Here is a 21,582-nt window from a genome sequence, read left to right as displayed (position 1 = left end):
GGGAAACAAATCTGGAAGGAAAAATTCATCGGCTGAATTTGACCTGACAGTCACGCCATCGAAATCGGTAACTGTCAGATTAAGTCCCGACTACTACATATGAAGATCGCTAAGAACATCAACCTACCTACGGATACCGCTCTCACTGCCTGTCACCCACTCTGAGGGCAGACGCCGAGATCATCGAAGCCTCGCGCGCCTGCCCCTACCTGGTTCACCGCAGGCCCAGGCGGGTGAGGAGGAGTAAGGAGAAAAAACACCCCTTCCAGCTCTCCCTGCAAGAGATCAGCAACGGCTTTAAGGAGGCGCGTGACGCGACGGGCCTATTCGACGATATGGCGCCGGCGGCCAGGCCGTCATTCCATGAGCTGCTTGGGCTTGGGGAGTTGCTGCGAGAGAAACAGGGATGGAGCCTGAAGCAGATCCAGACCTTGCGCGGACACACCCGCGAGAGCACGACAAAGCTCTATTTGGATGGCCACGAATGGACAACGGTTGAGGTTCCGGCAAGGCAGAAACAACAGCATTAGAGCAATACACCCACACGCAGTTTACGCAAAGTTTACGCAATCGCCTTTCTTGATATTGAGCGCATCCCTGCAACCCACTGAAAGTATTATAGAAAATTGGTCCGGGCGAGATGATTCGAACATCCGACCCCCACAACCCCATTGTGGTGCGCTACCAAGCTGCGCTACGCCCGGAAATTCTGGCGATACAGGCCAATCGACCTGGTTCCAGATCCCCGCGGATCCACTTCCCACCTGGCGGGAAAATTAGCAGCTCCGCAAAGGAGGGAGAATACTATGCAGTTACCCTGCTGTTGTCAATCGTAAAAGGCTACCTCTTGAGGATCTGAAGTAGATCCTCAAGTTCCATGCGCAACTGCTTGACGATCTGCTGACTCTGGATGCGGTCATCCTTGGCATGCTCACCTGACATCTGCTGTCGGGCGCCACCGATCGTGAAGCCCTGCTCATAGAGCAGGCTGCGGATCTGGCGGATCATCAGCACATCGTGGCGCTGATAATAGCGGCGGTTTCCACGCCGTTTTACTGGTTTGAGTTGGGGGAACTCCTGCTCCCAATAGCGCAGCACATGAGGTTTCACCTGGCAAAGATCGCTGACTTCACCGATGGTGAAATAGCGTTTGCCAGGGATCGCAGGCAGTTCAACGTTACTGCTGTTGGGATCCAGCATAGGCTTCCACTCGCGCCTTGAGTTTCTGGCCCGGCCGGAAGGTTACCACTCGGCGGGCGGAGATCGGGATCTCTTCTCCGGTTTTTGGGTTACGACCGGGACGCTGCTTTTTCTCACGCAGGTCAAAATTTCCGAAGCCTGAGAGCTTCACCTGACTGCCTTCCTCAAGAGCACGGCGGATCTCTTCAAAAAACATCTCCACCATCTCTTTGGCTTCACGTTTGTTGAGGCCCAACTCATCAAAGAGCCTTTCAGCCATATCAGCTTTGGTCAGTGACATACCCTACTCTCTCAACTTCGCGCCAAGCTCATCGGCTAACCGTTTGAGCACAGCATCGACCACCGCATCCACTTCCTCGTCCGTAAGAGTGTGGGAAGATTCCTGTAAAATCAATCCCAAAGCGAGACTTTTTCGCCCCGAATCTACCTTCTCACCAGTATAGACATCAAAAAGACGGATGTCCTTCACAATTTCTGGGGCAGCCGTTTGCACGCAGCGTTTAACCCTGTCGAAGGGGATTTCCGCATCCATCAGCAGTGCAATGTCGCGCCGGATCGAAGGAAACTTGGAGAGCGGAGCAAACGCCGGCAGGCGGCCCGCATTGAGAGCCTCCAACTCGACCTCGAACAGATAGGTACTGCCATCCAGATCGAGTTGCTGCTCCAGGGCAGGATGCAGCATACCGATCCAACCGATCTGCCGACCAGCAAACTCGATCGCGGCGCTCTGCCCTGGATGCAGCGCCGGGTGCTCGGCAGCACTGAACGCAAATCCTGCCCCTGCCCCGGTCAAGGTAAACAGTGCCTCCAAGTCTGCCTTCAGATCGAAGAAATCGACCGCACGCGCTGCACCGCCCCACTGCTCCGATAGCTGCGGGCCGGTGATCAGCCCCGCCAACATCTGACGCTGATCGATCTCGCCTGCGCTCTCGAGAAACCGCAGGCCGGACTCAAAGATGCGTACCCGCTCTTGCTGGCGCGACAGATTGTAGCGGGCGGTCTGCAGCAGACCCGGCCAGAGGCTAGTGCGCATCACCGACATGTCGGCCGAGATCGGATTCGCCAGACGCACCCCATCACGCCCCGGATCGAGCTGCTTGTGAAGCTCAGGGCTGATGAAGGAGTAGGTGATAACCTCTTGATAATCCCGTGAAACCAGAAGCTCTTTAGCACGCAGCAGATCAAAGTCAGCCTCAGCTCGACCACGCAACTCCATGCCAAAGGCGCCACGTCGGATGGGGATACGCGCATAGCCGTAGATGCGCCCGACCTCTTCGATCAGGTCTGCCTCGATGGAGATATCAAACCGACAGCTGGGAGCAGTAACCTGCCAGCCCCCCTCTTCGGCGGAGAACTGCATCTCCAGGCGGCTGAGGATATCCTCCACCTCGTCGGTGGAAATCTCGATGCCAAGCAGACGCTGAATGCGCTGATGGCGCAGCAGGATCTGCGGGCGCGCCTCGATCTTCTCCTCGTCACTGACCTCCACCACCGGCCCCGCCTCGCCGCCGACGATATCCAGCAGCAGCGCGGTGGCCCGCTGCATCGCCTGCGCCTGCAACTGGGGATCGACGCCGCGCTCGAAGCGGTGCGAGGAGTCGGTATGCAGGCCATAGGCGCGCGCCTTGCCGATGATCGCGGTGGGGGTAAAGAAAGCGCTCTCGAGCAGGATATCGCTGGTCTCGGCGCTGACCCCGGAGCCCTCGCCGCCCATGATGCCGGCCAGCGCCAGCGGACGATTCACATCGGCGATCAGCAGGGTGTCGGGCTTCAGCTCGACCTCCTGACCACCCAACAGGGTCAGCTTCTCGCCTGCCTCGGCCATGCGCACCCGAATCGGCGCACTGAGCTGGCCGAGGTCAAAGCCGTGCATCGGCTGACCCAGCTCCAGCAGCACGTAGTTGGTCACATCCACCACCGGGCTGAGGCTGCGGATGCCGCTGCGACGCAGCCGCTCCTGCATCCAGATCGGCGTCTCGGCCGTCGGATTGATGCCCTTGATCACCCGACAGAGGTAGCGTGGACAGGCCTCTGTGGCCTCCAGCTGTACCTCGAAGCGGTCATCGATCACCGCCGGCACCTCGTCGATCTGCGGCGGGGTGACCGGGCAGCGATTGATCACGCCGACCTCGCGGGCAATGCCGGCGAGGCCCAGGCAGTCGCCCCGGTCCGGAGTCAGATCGATATCGATGGTCTGGTCGTCGAGCTGCAGCCAGTCGCGGAAATCATCGCCAACCGGGGCATCCGCCGGCAGCGGCATAATGCCGTCGGAGCTATCGGCCAAACCCAGCTCACTGGCGGAGCAGATCATGCCGAGGGATTGGACACCGCGCAGCTTGGCCTTCTTGATCTTGAAGTCACCGGGCAGGCGGGCACCGACTACCGCCACCGGCACCCGCATCCCCTCGGCCACATTGGCCGCGCCGCAGATGATCTGCAGCGGCTCTTCAGCATTCACATTGACGCTGCAGATACGCAGCTTGTTGGCATCCGGATGTGGCTCGATGGCGAGTACCTCGCCGACCACTACGCCACTGAACGCGGGGGCCACCGGCTCCACCGAATCTACCTCGAGACCGGCCATGCTGAACTGCTCGGCCAGCTCCTCGGTGGCGACCGCAGGGTTGGCCCACTCGCGCAACCAGGCTTCACTGAATTTCATTTTTCTGCCCGTTTTATTGAATCGTTTTCAAACCGCGAATGGACGCGCATCACCGCAATAAAACGCAAATATTTTTTGCGGAAATTAGCGGTGACTCGCGTCCATTCGCGACCAATTATTATGCAAACTGTTTCAAGAACCGCAGGTCATTTTCGAAGAAGAGCCGCAGGTCGTTGACCCCGTAGCGCAGCATGGTGAGCCGTTCCACCCCCATGCCGAAGGCGTAGCCGGCGTACTCTTCGCTGTCGATGCCGACGTGGCGAAACACCTCGGGATGGATCATGCCGCAGCCCAGCACCTCCAGCCAGCCGGTGTGACTGCAGACCCGACAGCCCTCACCACCACACATCACACACTCCATATCGACCTCCGCCGAGGGCTCGGTGAAGGGGAAGTAGGAGGGACGAAAACGCACCTTCAGATCCTTCTCGAAGAAGCTGCTGAGAAAGTCGTAGATCACCCCTTTGAGATCGGCAAAAGAGACATCCCGATCGATCAGAAAGCCCTCCACCTGGTGAAACATCGGGGTATGAGTTAGATCGGAGTCGCAACGGTAGACCCGCCCCGGCGCGATGATCTTCATCGGTGGCGTGCCACTCTCCATGGTGCGGATCTGTACCGGCGAGGTATGGGTACGCAGCAGCATGTGGGCATCGAAATAGAAGGTGTCGTGCATCGCCCGGGCCGGATGGTGCGCCGGGATGTTGAGCGCCTCGAAGTTGTGGTAGTCGTCTTCGATCTCGGGGCCTTCGTGCACATCAAAGCCGGCATGAGCAAAGAGGCGTTCGATCCGCTCCAGGGTACGGGTAACCGGATGCAGCCCGCCCTTTGCCAAGCCACGCCCCGGCAGGGTCACATCGATCTGCTCAGAGGAGAGCCGTACTGCCAATGCCTGTTCTTCAAGCAGCGCCTTGCGCGCCTCGATAGCACGCTGCAATGCCTGCTTGGCCTGGTTGATCGCCTGCCCCGCCTGCGGGCGTTCCTGTTTCGGCAACTTGCCCAGCTGTTTCAACTGGTCGGTCAGCAGGCCGCTCTTGCCAAGATATTTGACGCGCACTTCATCCAGAGCGGTCAGGTCATCGGCTGAGGCCACTGCGCGCTCTGCGTCCGCCGTCAGCTGTTGCAGATTCAGCACAGAATCTTTCATCTGTAATCATCCTCGAGAGGGAAACAAAAAAGGGGAAAGACCCAAAGGCCTTCCCCCTTTATAGACGCCGTTATGCATGCGGACAGCCGCCCACACTCGACGACAGGCTTTAGCTGGAGAGAGCGGCCTTGGCCTTTTCTGCCAGCGCGGCAAAAGCCGGCTTGTCGTGTACCGCCAGGTCCGCCAGCATCTTACGATCGATCTCGACCAATGCCTTGTTCAGGCCGTCGATCATGCGGCTGTAGGAAAGACCGCACTCACGCGCACCGGCGTTGATTCGGGCGATCCAGAGAGCGCGGAACTGGCGCTTCTTCTGGCGGCGGTCGCGGTAGGCGTATTGGCCGGCCTTGATGACCGCCTGTTTGGCGACACGATAGATCTTGCGACGGGCACCGTAATAACCCTTCGCTTCTTTAAGCACCTTCTTATGGCGGGCGCGTGCTTGTACACCACGTTTGATTCTGGACATTCTTCAGTACCGATTCGTTAAAGGTTAGGCGTAAGGCATCATGCGACGGGCGGCAGCCACATCGGACTTGTGCACGGTACCTGGGGAACGCAGGTGGCGCTTCCGCTTGGTGCTCTTCTTCGTCAGGATATGACGACGATGTGATGCGTTCCGTTTGAACGAACCGGATGCGGTGCGCTTGAACCGCTTCGCGGCACCACGATTGGTCTTGATTTTTGGCATTGCTTCAACTCCGCAATTTGTGGCGGGATCCCACTATTGGGCCTGCCTTTTTGGTTACTTTTTCTTGGGACCCAGCACCATCACCATCTGGCGGCCTTCCATCGCCGGTTTCTGCTCCACCTGACCATATTCGGCCAAATCGGCTTCCACCCGCTGCAGGAGTTCCAGCCCCAGCTCGCGATGTGCGTGCTCACGACCGCGGAACCGCATGGTTACCTTGGTCTTGTCCCCATCACTAAGGAAACGTACCAGGTTGCGTAGTTTTACCTGGTAATCCCCTGCACCCGTCCCTGGTCGGAACTTCACTTCCTTAACCTGCACCTGCTTCTGCTTCTTCTTGGCCGCCTGTTTCTGCTTCTTCACATCGAACAGAAACTTGCCGTAGTCCATCACGCGGCAGACCGGAGGCTCCGCGTTCGGTACGATCTCAACCAAGTCCATATCCGCCTCGTCGGCCACCGCTTTGGCCTCGCTCAACGAAACGATTCCTAACTGTTCGCCGTCCGCACCCACCAGTCTGATCTGGGGTACATTGATCTCGTCATTCAGGCGATGCTTTTTTGGTGCAGCGATAGTCGCTTCCTCCGCAGAAGTTCAGCTCCAAAACAGGCCATGATGCCTTACGACGGCCTGCCTGTGGCACATTGGTGTGCCACTGGTTTCGCCAGACAAACCTGACGAAAACCGGTCGACCAAGGCGACTCATTACCTTGATCTATGGTTGAGTTGGCCACTCAGGCTTTTCAACCACTCGAAAGCAGAAAAGCACCGACCCAGCGGTGCTTTATCCTAATTCACACGTTCGGCCACCTCTGCAGCCACTTTCGCGATGAACTCCTGCAGCGGCATGCTGCCGAGGTCTTCACCCTTACGGGTCCGTACGGCCAGGCTGCCCTGTTCCATCTCCCTGTCACCGACGACCAGCAGATAGGGCACTCGCATCAACGTGTGTTCGCGGATTTTAAAGCCAATCTTCTCGTTTCTCAAGTCCGATTCGACACGAAAACCGGCTTCACGCAGAGCTTTGACGCTGTTTTCCGCATATTTGGCCTGGCGATCAGTGATATTCATCACCACCGCCTGCACCGGAGAGAGCCACAATGGCATGGAGCCGGCGTAGTGTTCGATGAGGATACCGATGAATCGCTCCAGGGAGCCAAGCACCGCCCGGTGCAGCATCACCGGCACCTGCTTGCTGTTGTCTTCGGCGATATAGTGGGCACCAAGCCGCTCTGGCATGGAGAAGTCGAGCTGGATCGTGCCCAGCTGCCAGACCCGCTCCAGGCAGTCGCGCAGGGAGAATTCGATCTTGGGACCGTAGAAGGCGCCCTCCCCCGGCTGCAGCTCGAACTCCAGCCCCTTGTGATTGAGCGCGTCTTCCAGAGATTTTTCCGCCTTGTCCCAGAGCTCGTCGGAGCCGACGCGCTGCTCCGGGCGGGTGGAAAGCTTCACCAGCACCTCTTCGAAACCGAAGTCACGGTAGACCTCGAACAGCAGGTCGATGAAGTCGGAAACCTCGGAGAGGATCTGCTCCTCGGTGCAGAAGATATGGGCGTCGTCCTGCACAAAGTTGCGCACCCGCATCAGTCCGTGCAGGGTGCCGGAGGGCTCGTTGCGGTGGCAAGAGCCGAACTCAGCCAGGCGCAGCGGCAGATCGCGGTAGCTTTTCAGGCCGTGGTTGTAGATCTGGATGTGGGCCGGGCAGTTCATCGGCTTGATCGCATAGTCCCGGTGCTCGGAATGAGTGGTGAAGATCATGTCCCCAAACTTCTCCCAGTGACCCGACTTCTCCCACAGGCTTCGGTCGATCACCTGAGGCGTGCACACCTCTTGGTAGCCGTGGTTGCGCAGCTTGTCGCGGATGTACTGCTCGATGCTCAGGTAGATGCTCCAGCCCTTGTCGTGCCAGAAGACCATGCCCGGCGCCTCTTCCTGGGTATGGAAGAGATCCTGCGCCTTGCCGATCTTGCGGTGGTCGCGCTTCTCCGCCTCCTCCAGCCGATGCAGATAGGCGTTGAGCGCCTTCTTGTCGCACCAGGCGGTACCGTAGATGCGCTGCAGCATCGCATTGTCGGAGTTGCCGCGCCAGTAGGCGCCTGCCACCTTCATCAGCTTGAAGCCCTTGCCGAGCTTGCCGGTGCTCGGCAGATGCGGGCCGCGGCAGACATCAAACCAGTCGCCCTGACGATAGATGGAGACCTCTTCGCCCTCGGGGATGATGTCCTGGATGATCTCGACCTTGTAGTCCTCACCCAGCTCGGCAAATATTTTGATCGCCTCGGCTCGATCCCACACCTCACGCTGCAGTGGCAGATCGCGCTTGACGATCTCGTGCATGCGCTGCTCGATCTTCTTCAGATCGTCCGGCGTGAAGGGCTCTTCGCGGGCGAAATCGTAGTAGAAGCCGTTTTCGATGGCCGGACCGATAGTGACCTGGGTGCCCGGATAGAGTTCCTGCACCGCCTGGGCCATCACATGCGCGGCGTCGTGGCGCATCAGCTCCAGCGCCGCCTCATCACGGCTGGTAATGATCGCCAGCTCACTGTCCGCTTCCATCAGGAAGCTGGCGTCCACCAGCTCTCCATTGACCCGACCAGCCAGGGTCGCCTTTGCCAGGCCTGGTCCGATGTCGGCCGCCACCTCGTAGACGCTGACGGGGTTGTCGAATCTACGGGTGGAACCGTCCGGGAGGGTGATGACAGGCATGTCTCTTTCCTTGTCAGTGGTGGCCCATACGAGAGGCCACATGAAAAAAAGCCAGGCCCCAAGAAGCCTGGCTGGCTATTCGATTGCGGTGTTCCGGGTGTACCCAGCCTGCCGCGCTTGCACTCCAGGCACGAGCAAGCCTCTGCTGGAGCTAAGCGGCGGATATTCTATCGTCTGCGGAGGTCAACGCAAGCAGTTGCTGATTGAACCGGATCGCAGATCGAAATACGTACCGCGCCTATGGAAGATCGCCCGCTTCCAGGCGAAACGGGCGGGGTTTGAAACCGATGTCCTGCTCTGCCTCGGCATGGTCGAAGACCATATCCTGGTTCATCCTGTCAACCATCGCGACCGACCAATCCTGGAAACGCCTAAACCTGCGCAGCAGCAGCAGAATCATCGTGAAGGCCCAGCGGGGAATGGAGACGAGCCGCTCCTGTTTATCCATGCAGCGAAAGATCCTCAGCACCATCTCTCTGTAACTAAGCTGTTCGCAGCCAGAGATATTGTAGGCACGGTTTTTTATTTCGGGCAGATCGAGCGCAGCCTGGCAGGCCTGTGCCACATCTTCTGCGTGTATGGGTTGTCGCAGCCCTACCCCTTCGCCCAGCAGTGGAAAAAAACCGAACCGATTGATCATCCTGGCGATCTCGGAGATGTTCCGATCTTTACCCAGGCCATAGATCAGTGTCGGTCGCAGCACCACCCATTCGATGTCATGTTTACCGGCCCACTCGGCCAACATCGCTTCTGAAGTCCTTATCCCTTCCACAAGCCGCTGTTCTGCTGGACTCTCTGAGCGGGATTTGGTGAACAGGCTGGTGGTACTCAAGACAACAACCTTGCGCGCGCCCCGATCCTCTAGCATGGGGAGCAGCTCCGCTAGCACCCAGATCGGAGCCAGCGAGATCCAGTGGGTGATCTCCACCCCTTTCGGGTTCCAGACCAGCGAACCCGGCCGCAGGTTTGAGTTTTCGCTCTCTGGCTTGCGCCGGGAAAATGCGGCAACCCTGCAGTTTGACGCTACCAACCTGGGAAGCAGAGCCGCCCCGACCAGACTGGTCGCGCCTATCACACCGTATATCTTATCAGCCACGCCGTTTTCCCACTTTGCAACTAGCACTGTGCAGCAGATAATAGAGCGCCGTCGCGCCAAATCTGAGCCAGACTCCCAATCCCACCAACCACATCAACACACCAGGGTACTGGTGTTTGAAAAACTTGCGGTAGAACCGAATCATGCCCCTGTGTTTATGCCAGGCAACAAAGATGGGTTTGCCTAGGCCGCAAACGCCGCGATAATGGATGATCTTTGCATCCGGTACAAACAGGATATTCCAACCCTTGCGGCGAAAGCGCATACACCAGTCCAGATCCTCGCAATGCAGAAAATAGCCCGCATCGAGCGGCCCGACATCTTCCAGGGCATTTCGACTGACCAGCATACAGGCGCCGGAGATCGCCTCGACCTCGATCGGCTGCTCAGGCAAGGGCTGTTCGTGTAGATGAAAATCGAAAAACAGCCGCGGCCAGCGGTGGGAGAGGCGATGCAGACCAAAGGCCCGGACAAAAGAGCGCCAGGGCGTTGGAACAGCACGGCGCCCACCACCCTGCTCGGTGCCGCCTGGGTTCAGCAGCAGGCCCCCAACCATGCCGATCTCAGGACGAGACTCATAAACACTCACCAACCGACCGATACACTCAGGATCCAGCAGACAGTCGGGGTTTAACAGCATCAGGTAGCGCCCATTTGCCCATGTCAGACCGATGTTACTGGCGGCTGCAAAACCCAGATTTTCGTGATTTCGGATCAGCTGAAGGCGGTTTTCATTGGGAAAACGACTCTGCAGCAGTGCAAGACTGTCATCCGAAGAAGCATTATCGACAACGATGATCTCCTCGACCTGATCCAGGCTCGAGGCGATACAATCGGCCAGCATGGCGCCAGCATCGTGATTCACGATGATCAGCGAGACTGGCGACCGGCCCACGTTATCGCCCACCGTCACCCGATCTGACACCTGCTTCTCCATGGCTCAGCGCAGCGGAAAGAGGCGTTTATCCAAGGCACGTCAGATATCTTTGATGGAGGCAACCCGATTCACCTAAACTTCCCAACGTTTGCGCCACCTTCTAGGCAGGTCATTGGTCGCATGCCACTTCGCACGCACAACCAATCGTCCCTGACCGCGCAGCGCAAATACCACAAGCAGGCAAGATTCACGCCAGACGATGGGGAAGCAAGAGCCAAAAGAGGGGCTTTGGCATGTTCTTGACGAACGCCCAGACCAGTGCCCAGTGCCCAGTGCCCAGTGCCCAGTGCCCAGTGCCCATGATAGACGGCAAAATCACTATGCTTTCCCCCAACTATAGCCGGACCCACATGATGGACCACGGCAGCGGACAGTCCCACCTGCTGCAGCGTCCCGGTTCGATAGAGCGCAGCGGCTGAATACATCCCGACAGACCTGCCACATGAGTGGCAGGCATCCGTTACCGAAATTAATGGATTGTATGCAGTGAAACCTTTCGCAGTAAAAATAATGTCTTTTGTATCTTTAATCTGCGAAGGCCACCAGATCCAAAGTGTTTAAATCGCAATTACATAAAGAAGACTCGTAATTTAAATATCAGATCCGTCAACAAAGTCTGTCGCTGTATTCTATATTTTTGCAGCGATCCCAGCCGCGCAGCTGGAGATAATTGCATGAGCCTCGCATAAGCTCTAATTGTATCCATATAAACCAATGGCACGCTTCCCGTAGCGAGCTCTTGATCAACCCTCATACTTAACGCTCTTGCTTGGTTGATAGTGCCAGAAATATTCTTTTTTCCACGCCTCCAACGAAACATGATACTTGTGGCGAAGGGATTCAGCCGTGCCCAATATCCCTTCGCGCCAATGCTATTCATACCATGCTGTCGATAGCGCACCATTCTCTCAGGTACAAACAACAACTTCCCTGTTGATGCCGCACAAAGCGCAAGCCACCAATCGTGCATCATCATTTCATTTGGGAATGGAGCCGCAATCTTTAATAAAGACAAGTTCACTAAAGACGCACAACCAGTAACAAAGTTTTGAGCGAGAAGGACACGTAGTGGAAATATATTCTCATGCCGAAGCCCCTGAAATCTCAAAAAGGAACTCGCCAACTCATTATTATTCGCATCCACAACAATAAGATCAGAGTGAATCATAATAGGGGCTTCAGGGAAATCAGCTTCGACCACATGCATATACATCATCATTTTTTCAAGCTTATCTCTTTCCCACAAATCATCCTGATCAGAAAAAAACACATAGCCACACTCACACCCAATAACCACATTGACAAGCAATGAAAAATTCTTTTGCGCAGACTTTTGAGGCCCTAATTTATCAGCAATAACTTTGATTCGCCCATCATTATTTGCCAACTCACTGAGGATAGCCAGCGTTGAATCTGTCGACTCATCATCACGAATAATAAGCTTCCAATTAGCAATCGTCTGATTCTGTATACTTTCTATCTGCGCCCGTATGTACTCTTCCCCATTGCACGCAGCCATAACAATCGCAATATCACATGAAGCCGCCATGACATCGCCTCCAAACATGAAAACCGGCATCACAATCAACTTTAATACGTCTCATTGCCCTCATCATAACAGAACTCAATCACCGTAAATATGATCACGATACTTAGACATTAACTGCTTAATGCTGCGTGATCTATACTTAGCAAATGCAACATTCTTAATCTCCAATAACTCCTGCCTCAGCGTCCTATCTTGAAGCCTAACGATCTCGCTGACGAGATTATGTGCCTCATAATAGGACAAGGCATGCGCCGCATCTCCAATCATTTTTGTTATGTCATTAAAATACATTTTATCATAAAGGAATAAAGTCCTTGGAAGACCCATGTCGAATGATATGATATTTTTCAGCGCACGTTGACTATGGGGACGCCCCACAACAAAAATCTTGTATTTTGCATAAATATCTTTCTGAATCCGTTGTCCAGAAAAAACAAAAGAGTCAACATCACTAGAACACAATATTTTATATAATAAAGATATATTTTTAACTGCATTATGGTTAACAAAGACATCAAGACCACCAATTACATCATTTATTTCACGCAAGGCACAAATGACATCCGCAGTTCTTGAATCACAAATATTTTTATTAATAAAGTCAAGCGGATCCTCCCCAACAGTTGGTGGCGCCAAAAGAAAGTCAATACCCTCATCAGACCGCTCCATCTCAACGCGCTTTCGAAATAAGCTTCCAGCTTTAGAGAGCAACTTCAGAATAGCCTGGAAACCTGGAACATCAAATCGCTTAACAACAAATTGACTATCTTTGGACAGATGACAATGCATCGAAAGATCTATCCCCAGCGTAGACACAGGAGTTTTTTTATTCTCATTTACAAAAAACAAACATAATTCAAAAAAATCAAACTGCTCGGGACAAAAAGGTTCGCAAAATTCTCCCGTGGAAAGAAGGGAAGAACCATCACCCCCTTCCCCATTATTTTCAATAATCTTTTTACGCACCAAAGACTGAAGATTAACCATATGCCTCTGAAACTCAGAAGGCGAGTGGTTTATATATATAAATTTTATTTTTTGGCGATCATTGCTAATCAAAAATGAAAAGTCCAGCGACTCATTCGCACGCAAAATAACCACGCAAGGAAGACCGCCGTCGTTTGGATCAAGAGTATTACCTTTATCCATATCTGATTTGTAAAAAAACCTTACATCCTTACCCAGCAGTTGCCCATTATATTTTACATATGATCTGAGAGCCTTAGCCGCCACATCAAACGGCTGCGCCGAAAGAATAAAAACAGTTATATTCATAATGCTACGAACTTATCCTATTTGCTGCGTATGAATATATTTTAGACATTACACGAACATAATCCACGATACCGCAACCAGAATTAGCATTTTTTTGAAACGACTCATCCTTTAACAAGCGCCGACTATCGATAAATTCAACCTTTGGCTTTTCTTTTTTTGCGACAAAATCAGGGTAAGCAATTTTTATTATATCGATCGCTCTCACGTCAAATGTATGCTTTCCAGCAATTAACTTATTACATTCCCGCACCAACTGATTCCTCTCTGAATCAGACTGTAAAAAATGCTGGCATATTTTTCTTAGCTGAGACGCTGTAGCATAAGTGGGTATAGGATTATCTTTACCAAATAAATAATCTAGATCTGAATTTTTCTGCTTGTTAGTCACCAGCAAGGCACTTGATGCCAAAATATCAAACACCCTATAAGATAAACCAGTAGTCGCCTGATGATGGTTAATATTCACCCCTATTTTTGATCTATCGTAAACATCGCAAAGACGCGCCCGAGAATTAACATACATGGATGAATGAAAACAGCTTGCTACTCTTGGCGAGTACGCAGCCAAAGCACTGATATTTTCTGTCCCATATAAATGAAGCCCCAAGTCTGATACAGCAGACAGGGCATCGAGGCGCTTCTTATTTGATATAATATTACCAACCGAGCCTTTAAACCTCGCCGCCGAAATATTCTGCATTAGCAGTGGAAACCTGATTCCAATTCTTCTCACTAAAGCCCGATCATCCTGATCAAAATCATCTTCCAATGAAGCTATTGCATCCATTATTCTTGAATAATATTTATTGCCGTAATTTTTCAACAATAGATCAGAAATAACGCCCTCGTTAACAAAAAAAGAGCCAATGAAGCACAAATTAAGTGTCTTGTCCTTAACGAAAGAAAACGACGACGGATTCGTCATAAATGGATAATAATGAACATTATCCTCACTGAGGCCAAACCTTCGAATTAAATTCTCAACATTAACCCTAGATGATGTTATTACATGATTTGTTTTACGGAACAGATTCCTCTCGCACTTCCCTGCATGCAGGAATGGATTTCTATCCACCAACCAACTAATAACTGGCGTATGACCTATACACTTTTTAATTATGCCCCCCATGCCAGAATGATTCGTATTAAAAACAAGATCAAATTTATTGTGATTAAAATAGGTCCTAATTTTATCTGAATCTAACGCCTTTGACATAGAGGTTGCACCCAAACCATCCACCAAATCATTCGCTTTAATAACGTGAACCTCGGCACCAGTATTCGAAAAGCCTTCTATAAGCTGGAGAGCAAAACTCCCAAAGTCTCCATCTGCGGCATATGTGTGCAAAACAAGTAGAATTTTCACATCCAGCTACCTAATTTAGGTTAGATTTAATAATTTTCTCATTATAGAATTCAAGGGCAAATTCCGGCCCTCCACTGAAAAGTATTCTTCCTTTATCCATTACGACCACCTTATTACAAACTTCTAGAATCTGATTTTCCTGATGTGAGGAGAAAACCACTATCTTGCTCGCCTCAATTAGTTCTAGCATGCGTGACTTTGCTTTCTTAACAAATGACTTATCTCCTACAGCAAACACCTCATCAAGCAGAAGGATTTCTGGATCTAAAAAAGAAGCGATACTAAACGATAACCTAGAGCGCATACCAGAGGATAAGCCTGTTAACGGCTGATCTGCAAAATCTTCCAATTCCGCGAACCCAAGAATTTTGGGTTCTAGCTCGATAATTCTTTGCTTGGGGACATTAAGTATTGCTCCATTTAAATAGATATTTTGACGCACAGAACTAAGCGGATCAAATCCGGTACCCAATTCGAGCAATGGTATAAGCTTACCTTTTAACTGAATAGATCCAGCCGCTGGGGCATAGATGCCCGCAATCGCCTTCATCAAAGTGGTTTTTCCCGCACCGTTCCGACCGACCACCCCAAGACGATCACCACTCTCGAGATAAAAGTTTACATCAGAAACAGCCCGAAATTTTATTCTTCTATCTTTCTGCTTCCGCCGTTGCAAGATTGAAATAATATCGGCTTTTAATGATGGCTCACCGCCAGCATATTTCAAGAAATCGATAGACAAATTTTCTACGCGAACAAAGGCTGGCATCTTAGAGCCGATAAACAACATATCGATCGACTTTCTGATGAAGCAAAATCACCAAAAAAAACATCACACAGACGACAATCACTGGTATTGCAAACAATGACCAGTCACTAGTATCTCCATAGTAGATGGCCTGATGAAAAAGCCGCACAAACTGATAGAACACATTAAACTCCATAAAAAATCTGTATTTTTCTGGTAATAATGTAATAGGGAAAATTATTGCAGAAAGATAAAACAAAGTTTGCATCACCACGCCGAGCATATATTTTACATCACGATAATAGACCACCAGTACGCTCGTTATAGCAGCCACACAAATACCAAACAGATAAGTTAGAACAATAGCAGCAAGCAAATAAAAAATATTCGTATTAATCGAAAAGTCAAAAATTAGCGCAATGACATGCAGCATCATAGCGGTAACAACTGTATTGACAAGCTCAGCACTCACCAACACTATAGGAAATATCAGTTTTGGTAGATAAACCTTGCGAATAAACCCTTGATTGGCCAGGATCGCATCACCCCCACCTACTACAGACGTACTGATCATGTTCCAGGCCAGAATCCCAGAAAAAAGATAGATAATATAATCATCCATTCGAAACTTGATGATCAAGGGAAAAACCAACGCCAACCCAAACATCGTCATTAATGGGTTGAGCATGGTCCAAAAAACACCCAAGTACGAGCCCTTGTATCGTTTGCGAAGAATCGAAGCCACCAACTCAAGAAAGAGCTGTCGTTTATTGAGCAACCCTTTGAGCAACTGAATGGACCCAGCAATAGGACTTCGCTGCATCGTTGAAGAATAAAACACGGTGACTTCCGTCACATTGAATTCCCACGGCGAATAAAAGCAAGATAGAAATAGAAAAACACTTGGCGCAGCATAGATATTTTATATCCAGATGGAACATTGGCCAAATTTTTTATGGCGATTCTCAATCGCTGCTTATGGCTCCATATCACTTTGTCGCTACGCCTACAAATATTCTTATCGTGAAGACGATAGGCACTCACTTTTTTATTCACGAAGCCAAGCAGTTTCTGCGAAGCCATTCGAATATAAAGGTCCCAATCCTCAACTTCAAGCTTCTCGTTGTATTGCCCCACCTTGTCATACAGACTCCTTCTAACCATTAATACAGGACCTGGCACAGACCAATTGCTGATAATTTCATCAAGCAACCCGTCGGCATTGTAATATTTTTCCACTTTAGCAGAATAGAGTCCGGTCAACCCGCTATCGTGAAGCAAATTTCCGCCATCATCCACGACGATGCAGTCGCTGATCACTGCAAACTTATCTGTGTGTTCGTCCAAGTAACGAACTCTTTCCTCAATCCCGCCGTCCAACAAATAGTCATCACTTGCAAGTGACACCAGATATTTCCCACAGCATAGAGCAACCAATTCATTCAGTGTCTTAGGCAACCCCCTATTTTCCCTAGATTCATATAAGACTGGAAATTCTGGTTGATTTTTTTTTATCCATTGGTCAATTAATTCTGGGGTTCGATCTGTCGAGCCGTCGTTAATGATAACGAGCTCCTTATTCGGATAGCTATCCTCAAGCACGCTATCTAAACAACGCTCAATATATTTCTCATGATTATAAGCCGGTATACGAACAGATACTTTCTGTGCAGCCAATGATCAGCTCCCCCACCGATTCGTAACCTCCACGATATACTCCATTTGTTCCAGTGTCATCACCGGTGATATAGGCAGACTGACAACCTCGTTAGCCGCTTGCTCTGCCACCTGACAATCATGATTATACAACTCTGCATAGCAGTTCTGTTTATGGCAGACAACTGGATAGTGGATCAGTGATTCGATACCGTTGGCGGTCAAGTACGCAATGAACTGTTCCCTATCCGACACCCGCACCACGAACAAATGCCAAACCGGCAGTGTATCCGGTGGAATCTGCGGCAACCTCACACTATCGTTGCGTATGTTATTCAGATAGTAGTCCGCAATCATCCGACGCTTCTCATTTTCCTTATCCAAATCCCGTAAACGTATTCTCAGAAACGCGGCCTGCAACTCATCAAGGCGACTGTTAACCCCCTTTTTTTCATGCCAGTATTTAGTTACAGATCCGTAGCTTCGAACCATTCTGACACGCTCAGCCAAATCCTGATCGTTCGTAACAATAGCTCCACCATCACCCAGCGCACCAAGATTCTTCCCCGGATAGAAACTGAACCCTGAGGCTGTGGAGAGAGCACCGACTCTTCGGCCTTTATATCGCGCCCCATGAGCCTGGGCCGCATCTTCCACTACATGAAGATCGTGGTTATTGGCAACAGCATTAATGGCATCCATGTCACAGACTTGGCCGTACAGATGGACCGGCATGATGGCTTTGGTTCTGGCGGTGATTTTTCCCTCCAGATTAGCAGCCCCAAGAAGCAAGCTTTCAGGTTCTGGGTCAACCGGAACCGGCGTAGCGCCCACGGCAGAGATAGCTAGAAATGAAGCGATGAAAGTATTGGCCGGCACCAGAACTTCATCCCCCGGCCTCACATCAAGCGCGCGCAAAACAATTGTTAACGCATCCAGCCCATTACCCACTCCGATGCTCTCTCCCGCCTCACAGAAACTAGCAAGCTCATCTTCAAAGGAATCAAGCTCCTGGCCAAGGACATATCTTCCAGAGTCAAGAACCCGCTGCAATGCACCCAGATATTCTGCCGCATAGGAGGCATTGATCTGTTTCAGATCAAGAAAAGGTATATGCATATCTCCCCTCCCGTTGTGCCACACAGTCACCGTACTACTCAAAGAAACATCCTCTTTTGTTGCCAATCAGTGTTTTTCCAAGCAAGCAATAATCGCCGTGATGCTGTTAAGTCCCTCTGTCTGCTCTTCGGGAATAGTGATGCCAAACTTCTCTTCCACGCCTAGCAGAATATTGAATGACTCGAGGGAGTCGATCCCAGCGTCGGAGAAGTTCATACCTTCATCAAGTTGGGCAACATCTGCGGTGGTCCCAGTTTCTTCAATAATGGCCCTTATTTCATCAGCGGTAGCTTTCATTCATATTTCCTCTTAAATCTGCCATCAAATATTGACTTTGGTTAATACGGTACTCGCCCAAGAGAGTCCCACGCCAAACCCAGAAATTAGGATATGCTTGGATGCATCTTCTTCATTGGCCAGAATCAACGGTACCGACGAAGAGATCGTATTCCCATAGTCGCCCGCCTGAAATGGCACTTTTTCCAGTGCTAGGCCCATGCGCTTGGCCAGAGTATCCCTAATGTAGCGGCTGCCCTGGTGTAGCACGAAACGATCGATATCAGCCTTCTCTAGGCCGTTCAATTCTAGGGTTCTGCTGATGTTCCCCGGCACCACGGTAGCGGTAAAATTAAATACCGCTCGACCGTTCATTTCGAGCCGTCGATTTTCGCTTTTTACATTAATCGCGGAGCTGTGAGTACCATCAGTACCAAAGCAGAACCTACCGATATCCCACTTCGGCCTATCGCTTATTAACGTGGCCGTCGCCGCATCGCCAAACAGCAGAGAGGTGTTCTTATCCTGTTCATCGATCACCTTGGAATAGGGGTCTGCCGTCACCAGAATCCCCCGAGTGAACCCGTTGCTCAACATGAAGCCTTTGATCACCGAGAGGCCGTAGACATAGCCGGAGCAACCTAAGGAGATATCGAAGACGGCGCAGTCTCTGGTCAGGCCTAGCTTGCCATGCACAATGGCCGAGGTATGAGGCAATCCGTAGCCATCAGGATTCTGGGTGCAAACAATCAGGCATTCGATCTCCTCCGCCGGGAGTTCCCGCTCCTCCATCAACACCCTGACCGCAGCACAACACATGTCCGAGGTTTCTTCCCCTGCGCCTTTGCGGGAGAGGCGAGTCATACCTGTCTTTGTCCGCAGGAACTCCTCGGTGATATCGAATTTCTCGAGACGCTGGGTATTGTCTACACGCCCCCCCGGCAGATAGATCGAAATAGTTTCGATACCGATCATGGTTTCACCAATGAAAAATAGATGATGCCGACGCGAACATCATCAGATAGCACTTCCGATTTGACAAGTTTGTTCTGGAAATTATGCAAAAGCTTAATTGATAAGTTTTCTCTTAGATCGAAGTATTCATCGATCTCAATGGCCGTGAATATCCATTTCCCACCCGTCGGTCGGATCAATTCAGTCAAAAGAAGCTTTGTCATTGAGACAATCGTTTCCATAAACGAGTAGGCAGATCTGCCAGTTAACGAAACTTGTTTACCCTCGATATTGCATTGCGAGATAATAGCATTTTCATCATATGGCGACCTGTTCTCTACTCCTGATTTCTGGTCTCTAGCAGTTATTTCTAGCCACCATTTTTTTCCATCACGCGTCAAATAACCCCTGAACTCACCAGTATTATTTTTTGGGTCAGCTGCATAGATTGAAAGGGTACAGTGCGGTGTATTGATAAAACCATGGATAGAAAACTTGACGTTTTGTATTTCTTTCCCAGCAAAATGGCTCAACACGCCATTCACAAGATCTGGCCCCTGAATGTAACTTCGCTCACCTTTGAAGCCAAATTCCATTGGAATACATCCCACAGTTATATCTAGCATTATTATCTCCCCCGCCGCCGCTTTCTTGCGAAATCCATCATATTGGAGCGATGATCAATGGCAAAATTACCCGATACCCGTCGACCAGCGTCAAGATTTTCTATGATCACACTCCCAACCTCAATGGATGCTCCTTCACCAATTTTCAACAAATTCCCTATCGTTGCCGAAGGCCCTATCCATACATCATTATCCATCTCAGTATATCCAGAGACTTGGGCATTTCCTGCGATGATGCAGCGATGTCCGATTTTACATCCATGGGCGACATGGGCCTTTATACTGACAACGCTTTCTAATCCAATCACGGTAAAATCCGTATGCAGCGCCTTTGAGACAACACCTCCTGAAAGGACCTGCGCATTCTGTTCTAGAACCACGCCACCGGCGTGCAAAACACGGAAGATATGTCCATCGTAGCGTTTGTAGAAGTGGCCATCGGCCCCAATAACGGCGTTAGGTCCAACCAATGCACCCCGTTTAAGGATAGTGCCGCCCAGTACCACGGCACCGGGTTCAACCACCACTTCCGGCCCGATACAGACATACTTATCCACATAGGCAGAGGGGTGGATTCTGGCACTGGGGTCGACAAAAGGCTCCAGCTTTGGGCGCATCTGAAATTCGGAGACTAGTCGATTATGCAGCTGGTAAAATGCCTTTTCCGGGGTTGGGGATATCGCGAGCCCCTTAGCCACATCGACGTTCCCGGCCAACGCCTCAGTAGTCACCACGCAGGCGATGGCCGGGTTCCCGTTTACCTGGCGCAGGTACTTGTCCGCCGCCACAAAACATACGCTCCCTGGCTGGGATGAGTTAGCAAACTGGGTCTGAAGAAAACTGCCATCTCTCTCGGTACGTTCAAAAAAATCTGACAATCTATGCATCTGCGTCCACACTAAACGCGGTCACTTGGACCTGGCATCCTACGCACAAATGCCTTGAACTCACGAAAACTCTGGATGTAATCATTCGGGTCGTAGTGCTCACTAGCCAACACCATGAGTACACAATCATCAGAAAAATCGTACATCTCGCGCCACACTGGCTCGTTAATCAGCAACCCTACATTAGGCTGATTGAGACGAAAACTCTCTCGCTGGCATGCATTATCCAGATCAATTGTACACTGACCTGAGACACAGACTATGAGCTGTTTCAGTGTTTTATGGGCATGAAAGCCACGGCGCAGACCGTCACCTACACCATAGATATAGTAGACTCGCCTGATGGAAAATGGCACCACTTCCGACCGCTCCTCCAATGGAACGAGGTAGCCATCATTTCCACCCTTCACGTCCAATTCCAACAAACCGGATGAGAATTTCACTTCATCGTTTTCCATATACTGCGCTCCGGCCAATAGCTAGCACCAATACATATTCTGACATCAGACCAGCAGCCTAACCAAGGTTGGTCGAAAAACGCCTCGAGATATCGAACTCACCCAACATAAAACCCTTCCAGTTTTTGTACGGATTTCGTGTTGAACTAACTAAGATGGTACGAAAAAGCCTCCATACAACGACTTGCACAGTTTCCCCCTTGGTAATTCTCAAAAAGGATGCTGT

General features: G+C 51.2%; 23 protein-coding genes and 1 tRNA gene. 1 reads left to right on the top strand and 23 read right to left on the bottom strand.

Translation table 11 applies throughout. The annotated features are described in order from the left end of the window. Positions 1 to 233: 233 nt before the first annotated feature. Positions 234 to 530, top strand: coding sequence for a hypothetical protein (locus Ga0074115_RS12355; RefSeq protein WP_057957020.1), 297 nt, complete (start codon positions 234 to 236; stop codon positions 528 to 530). A gap of 97 nt (positions 531 to 627) precedes the next feature. Here the strand turns inward: Ga0074115_RS12355 and Ga0074115_RS12350 are convergent. The 23 genes from Ga0074115_RS12350 to Ga0074115_RS12240 form a co-directional block, all read right to left on the bottom strand. Beyond that, a tRNA-Pro gene (locus tag Ga0074115_RS12350) sits at positions 628 to 704 on the bottom strand. Positions 705 to 840: 136 nt separating this feature from the next. Further along, on the bottom strand, positions 841 to 1,200 hold the full coding sequence (locus Ga0074115_RS12345; protein ID WP_057957021.1) for a MerR family transcriptional regulator: 360 nt from the start codon (positions 1,198 to 1,200) through the stop codon (positions 841 to 843). Beyond that, on the bottom strand, positions 1,178 to 1,480 hold the full coding sequence (gene ihfA / locus Ga0074115_RS12340; protein ID WP_005964443.1) for an integration host factor subunit alpha: 303 nt from the start codon (positions 1,478 to 1,480) through the stop codon (positions 1,178 to 1,180). Before ihfA ends, Ga0074115_RS12345 begins: the two co-directional genes overlap by 23 nt. A 3-nt stretch (positions 1,481 to 1,483) precedes the next feature. Then, positions 1,484 to 3,862 (bottom strand): phenylalanine--tRNA ligase subunit beta, encoded by a 2,379-nt coding sequence (gene pheT / locus Ga0074115_RS12335; RefSeq protein WP_057957022.1) that lies wholly within the window; start codon positions 3,860 to 3,862, stop codon positions 1,484 to 1,486. Positions 3,863 to 3,980: 118 nt separating this feature from the next. Then, positions 3,981 to 5,009, bottom strand: a complete 1,029-nt coding sequence (gene pheS / locus Ga0074115_RS12330) for a phenylalanine--tRNA ligase subunit alpha (RefSeq protein WP_057957023.1) — start codon at positions 5,007 to 5,009, stop codon at positions 3,981 to 3,983. A 109-nt stretch (positions 5,010 to 5,118) separates the two neighbouring features. Next, complete coding sequence (rplT, locus tag Ga0074115_RS12325) at positions 5,119 to 5,478, bottom strand: 50S ribosomal protein L20 (RefSeq protein ID WP_006474007.1); 360 nt, start codon at positions 5,476 to 5,478, stop codon at positions 5,119 to 5,121. A gap of 24 nt (positions 5,479 to 5,502) precedes the next feature. Next, complete coding sequence (gene rpmI, locus Ga0074115_RS12320; protein WP_006474006.1) at positions 5,503 to 5,700, bottom strand: 50S ribosomal protein L35; 198 nt, start codon at positions 5,698 to 5,700, stop codon at positions 5,503 to 5,505. 54 nt (positions 5,701 to 5,754) lie between these two features. Further along, positions 5,755 to 6,273: a translation initiation factor IF-3 gene (gene infC, locus Ga0074115_RS12315; protein WP_039960351.1), complete on the bottom strand. Its 519-nt coding sequence runs from the start codon at positions 6,271 to 6,273 to the stop codon at positions 5,755 to 5,757. A gap of 216 nt (positions 6,274 to 6,489) precedes the next feature. Further along, a complete protein-coding gene (thrS, locus tag Ga0074115_RS12310) occupies positions 6,490 to 8,406 on the bottom strand; it encodes a threonine--tRNA ligase (protein WP_060528573.1) in 1,917 nt (638 codons plus the stop codon). A gap of 238 nt (positions 8,407 to 8,644) precedes the next feature. After that, a complete protein-coding gene (locus Ga0074115_RS12305; protein ID WP_232433081.1) occupies positions 8,645 to 9,502 on the bottom strand; it encodes an NAD-dependent epimerase/dehydratase family protein in 858 nt (285 codons plus the stop codon). Beyond that, entirely contained in the window at positions 9,495 to 10,427 is a 933-nt protein-coding gene (locus Ga0074115_RS12300; RefSeq protein ID WP_267887545.1) for a glycosyltransferase family 2 protein, read from the bottom strand. The genes Ga0074115_RS12305 and Ga0074115_RS12300 overlap by 8 nt, the downstream gene beginning before the upstream one ends. Before the next feature lie 580 nt (positions 10,428 to 11,007). Next, positions 11,008 to 12,018, bottom strand: coding sequence for a glycosyltransferase family 2 protein (locus Ga0074115_RS12290; RefSeq protein ID WP_057955199.1), 1,011 nt, complete (start codon positions 12,016 to 12,018; stop codon positions 11,008 to 11,010). A 45-nt stretch (positions 12,019 to 12,063) separates the two neighbouring features. Beyond that, complete coding sequence (locus Ga0074115_RS12285) at positions 12,064 to 13,263, bottom strand: hypothetical protein (RefSeq protein WP_057955198.1); 1,200 nt, start codon at positions 13,261 to 13,263, stop codon at positions 12,064 to 12,066. Positions 13,264 to 13,267: 4 nt separating this feature from the next. Next, positions 13,268 to 14,632, bottom strand: coding sequence for a glycosyltransferase family protein (locus Ga0074115_RS15885; protein ID WP_082626705.1), 1,365 nt, complete (start codon positions 14,630 to 14,632; stop codon positions 13,268 to 13,270). A 10-nt stretch (positions 14,633 to 14,642) separates the two neighbouring features. Continuing rightward, on the bottom strand, positions 14,643 to 15,422 hold the full coding sequence (locus Ga0074115_RS12280; RefSeq protein ID WP_082626704.1) for an ABC transporter ATP-binding protein: 780 nt from the start codon (positions 15,420 to 15,422) through the stop codon (positions 14,643 to 14,645). Continuing rightward, a complete protein-coding gene (locus Ga0074115_RS12275; RefSeq protein WP_157292763.1) occupies positions 15,403 to 16,236 on the bottom strand; it encodes an ABC transporter permease in 834 nt (277 codons plus the stop codon). Before Ga0074115_RS12275 ends, Ga0074115_RS12280 begins: the two co-directional genes overlap by 20 nt. Continuing rightward, on the bottom strand, positions 16,233 to 17,057 hold the full coding sequence (locus Ga0074115_RS12270) for a glycosyltransferase family 2 protein (RefSeq protein ID WP_082626703.1): 825 nt from the start codon (positions 17,055 to 17,057) through the stop codon (positions 16,233 to 16,235). Before Ga0074115_RS12270 ends, Ga0074115_RS12275 begins: the two co-directional genes overlap by 4 nt. A 3-nt stretch (positions 17,058 to 17,060) precedes the next feature. Then, entirely contained in the window at positions 17,061 to 18,155 is a 1,095-nt protein-coding gene (locus Ga0074115_RS12265) for a DegT/DnrJ/EryC1/StrS family aminotransferase (protein ID WP_057955194.1), read from the bottom strand. A gap of 66 nt (positions 18,156 to 18,221) precedes the next feature. Continuing rightward, positions 18,222 to 18,452 carry an acyl carrier protein gene (locus Ga0074115_RS12260; RefSeq protein ID WP_057955193.1) on the bottom strand — a complete coding sequence of 77 codons (231 nt, stop codon included), beginning with the start codon at positions 18,450 to 18,452 and terminating at the stop codon, positions 18,222 to 18,224. A 24-nt stretch (positions 18,453 to 18,476) separates the two neighbouring features. After that, positions 18,477 to 19,406, bottom strand: a complete 930-nt coding sequence (locus Ga0074115_RS12255; RefSeq protein ID WP_057955192.1) for a ketoacyl-ACP synthase III — start codon at positions 19,404 to 19,406, stop codon at positions 18,477 to 18,479. After that, a complete protein-coding gene (locus Ga0074115_RS12250; RefSeq protein WP_057955191.1) occupies positions 19,403 to 20,011 on the bottom strand; it encodes a hypothetical protein in 609 nt (202 codons plus the stop codon). The genes Ga0074115_RS12255 and Ga0074115_RS12250 overlap by 4 nt, the downstream gene beginning before the upstream one ends. A gap of 2 nt (positions 20,012 to 20,013) precedes the next feature. Further along, positions 20,014 to 20,799, bottom strand: a complete 786-nt coding sequence (locus Ga0074115_RS12245) for an LbetaH domain-containing protein (protein WP_158294632.1) — start codon at positions 20,797 to 20,799, stop codon at positions 20,014 to 20,016. A 110-nt stretch (positions 20,800 to 20,909) separates the two neighbouring features. Then, positions 20,910 to 21,356, bottom strand: coding sequence for a sugar 3,4-ketoisomerase (locus tag Ga0074115_RS12240; RefSeq protein WP_057955207.1), 447 nt, complete (start codon positions 21,354 to 21,356; stop codon positions 20,910 to 20,912). Positions 21,357 to 21,582: the final 226 nt, after the last annotated feature.

The sequence above is a fragment of the endosymbiont of Ridgeia piscesae genome, assembly GCF_001443665.1.
GTDB lineage: Bacteria > Pseudomonadota > Gammaproteobacteria > Chromatiales > Chromatiaceae > Endoriftia > Endoriftia persephonae.
The sequence above is the reverse complement of the archived record's forward strand: the minus strand, read 5'-3'. Positions and strand labels throughout refer to the sequence as shown.

Coding starts and splice junctions, on each gene's coding strand:
- Ga0074115_RS12345 (WP_057957021.1), bottom strand. CDS start 1,200: ATGCTGGATCCCAACAGCAGTAACGTTGAACTGCCTGCGATCCCTGGC.
- rpmI (WP_006474006.1), bottom strand. CDS start 5,700: ATGCCAAAAATCAAGACCAATCGTGGTGCCGCGAAGCGGTTCAAGCGC.
- Ga0074115_RS12260 (WP_057955193.1), bottom strand. CDS start 18,452: ATGAAAGCTACCGCTGATGAAATAAGGGCCATTATTGAAGAAACTGGG.
- Ga0074115_RS12290 (WP_057955199.1), bottom strand. CDS start 12,018: ATGCCGGTTTTCATGTTTGGAGGCGATGTCATGGCGGCTTCATGTGAT.
- Ga0074115_RS12250 (WP_057955191.1), bottom strand. CDS start 20,011: ATGCTAGATATAACTGTGGGATGTATTCCAATGGAATTTGGCTTCAAA.
- pheS (WP_057957023.1), bottom strand. CDS start 5,009: ATGAAAGATTCTGTGCTGAATCTGCAACAGCTGACGGCGGACGCAGAG.
- pheT (WP_057957022.1), bottom strand. CDS start 3,862: ATGAAATTCAGTGAAGCCTGGTTGCGCGAGTGGGCCAACCCTGCGGTC.
- rplT (WP_006474007.1), bottom strand. CDS start 5,478: ATGTCCAGAATCAAACGTGGTGTACAAGCACGCGCCCGCCATAAGAAG.
- Ga0074115_RS12255 (WP_057955192.1), bottom strand. CDS start 19,406: ATGATCGGTATCGAAACTATTTCGATCTATCTGCCGGGGGGGCGTGTA.
- Ga0074115_RS12240 (WP_057955207.1), bottom strand. CDS start 21,356: ATGGAAAACGATGAAGTGAAATTCTCATCCGGTTTGTTGGAATTGGAC.
- Ga0074115_RS12285 (WP_057955198.1), bottom strand. CDS start 13,263: ATGAATATAACTGTTTTTATTCTTTCGGCGCAGCCGTTTGATGTGGCG.
- Ga0074115_RS12280 (WP_082626704.1), bottom strand. CDS start 15,422: ATGTTGTTTATCGGCTCTAAGATGCCAGCCTTTGTTCGCGTAGAAAAT.
- ihfA (WP_005964443.1), bottom strand. CDS start 1,480: ATGTCACTGACCAAAGCTGATATGGCTGAAAGGCTCTTTGATGAGTTG.
- Ga0074115_RS12265 (WP_057955194.1), bottom strand. CDS start 18,155: ATGCATATACCTTTTCTTGATCTGAAACAGATCAATGCCTCCTATGCG.
- thrS (WP_060528573.1), bottom strand. CDS start 8,406: ATGCCTGTCATCACCCTCCCGGACGGTTCCACCCGTAGATTCGACAAC.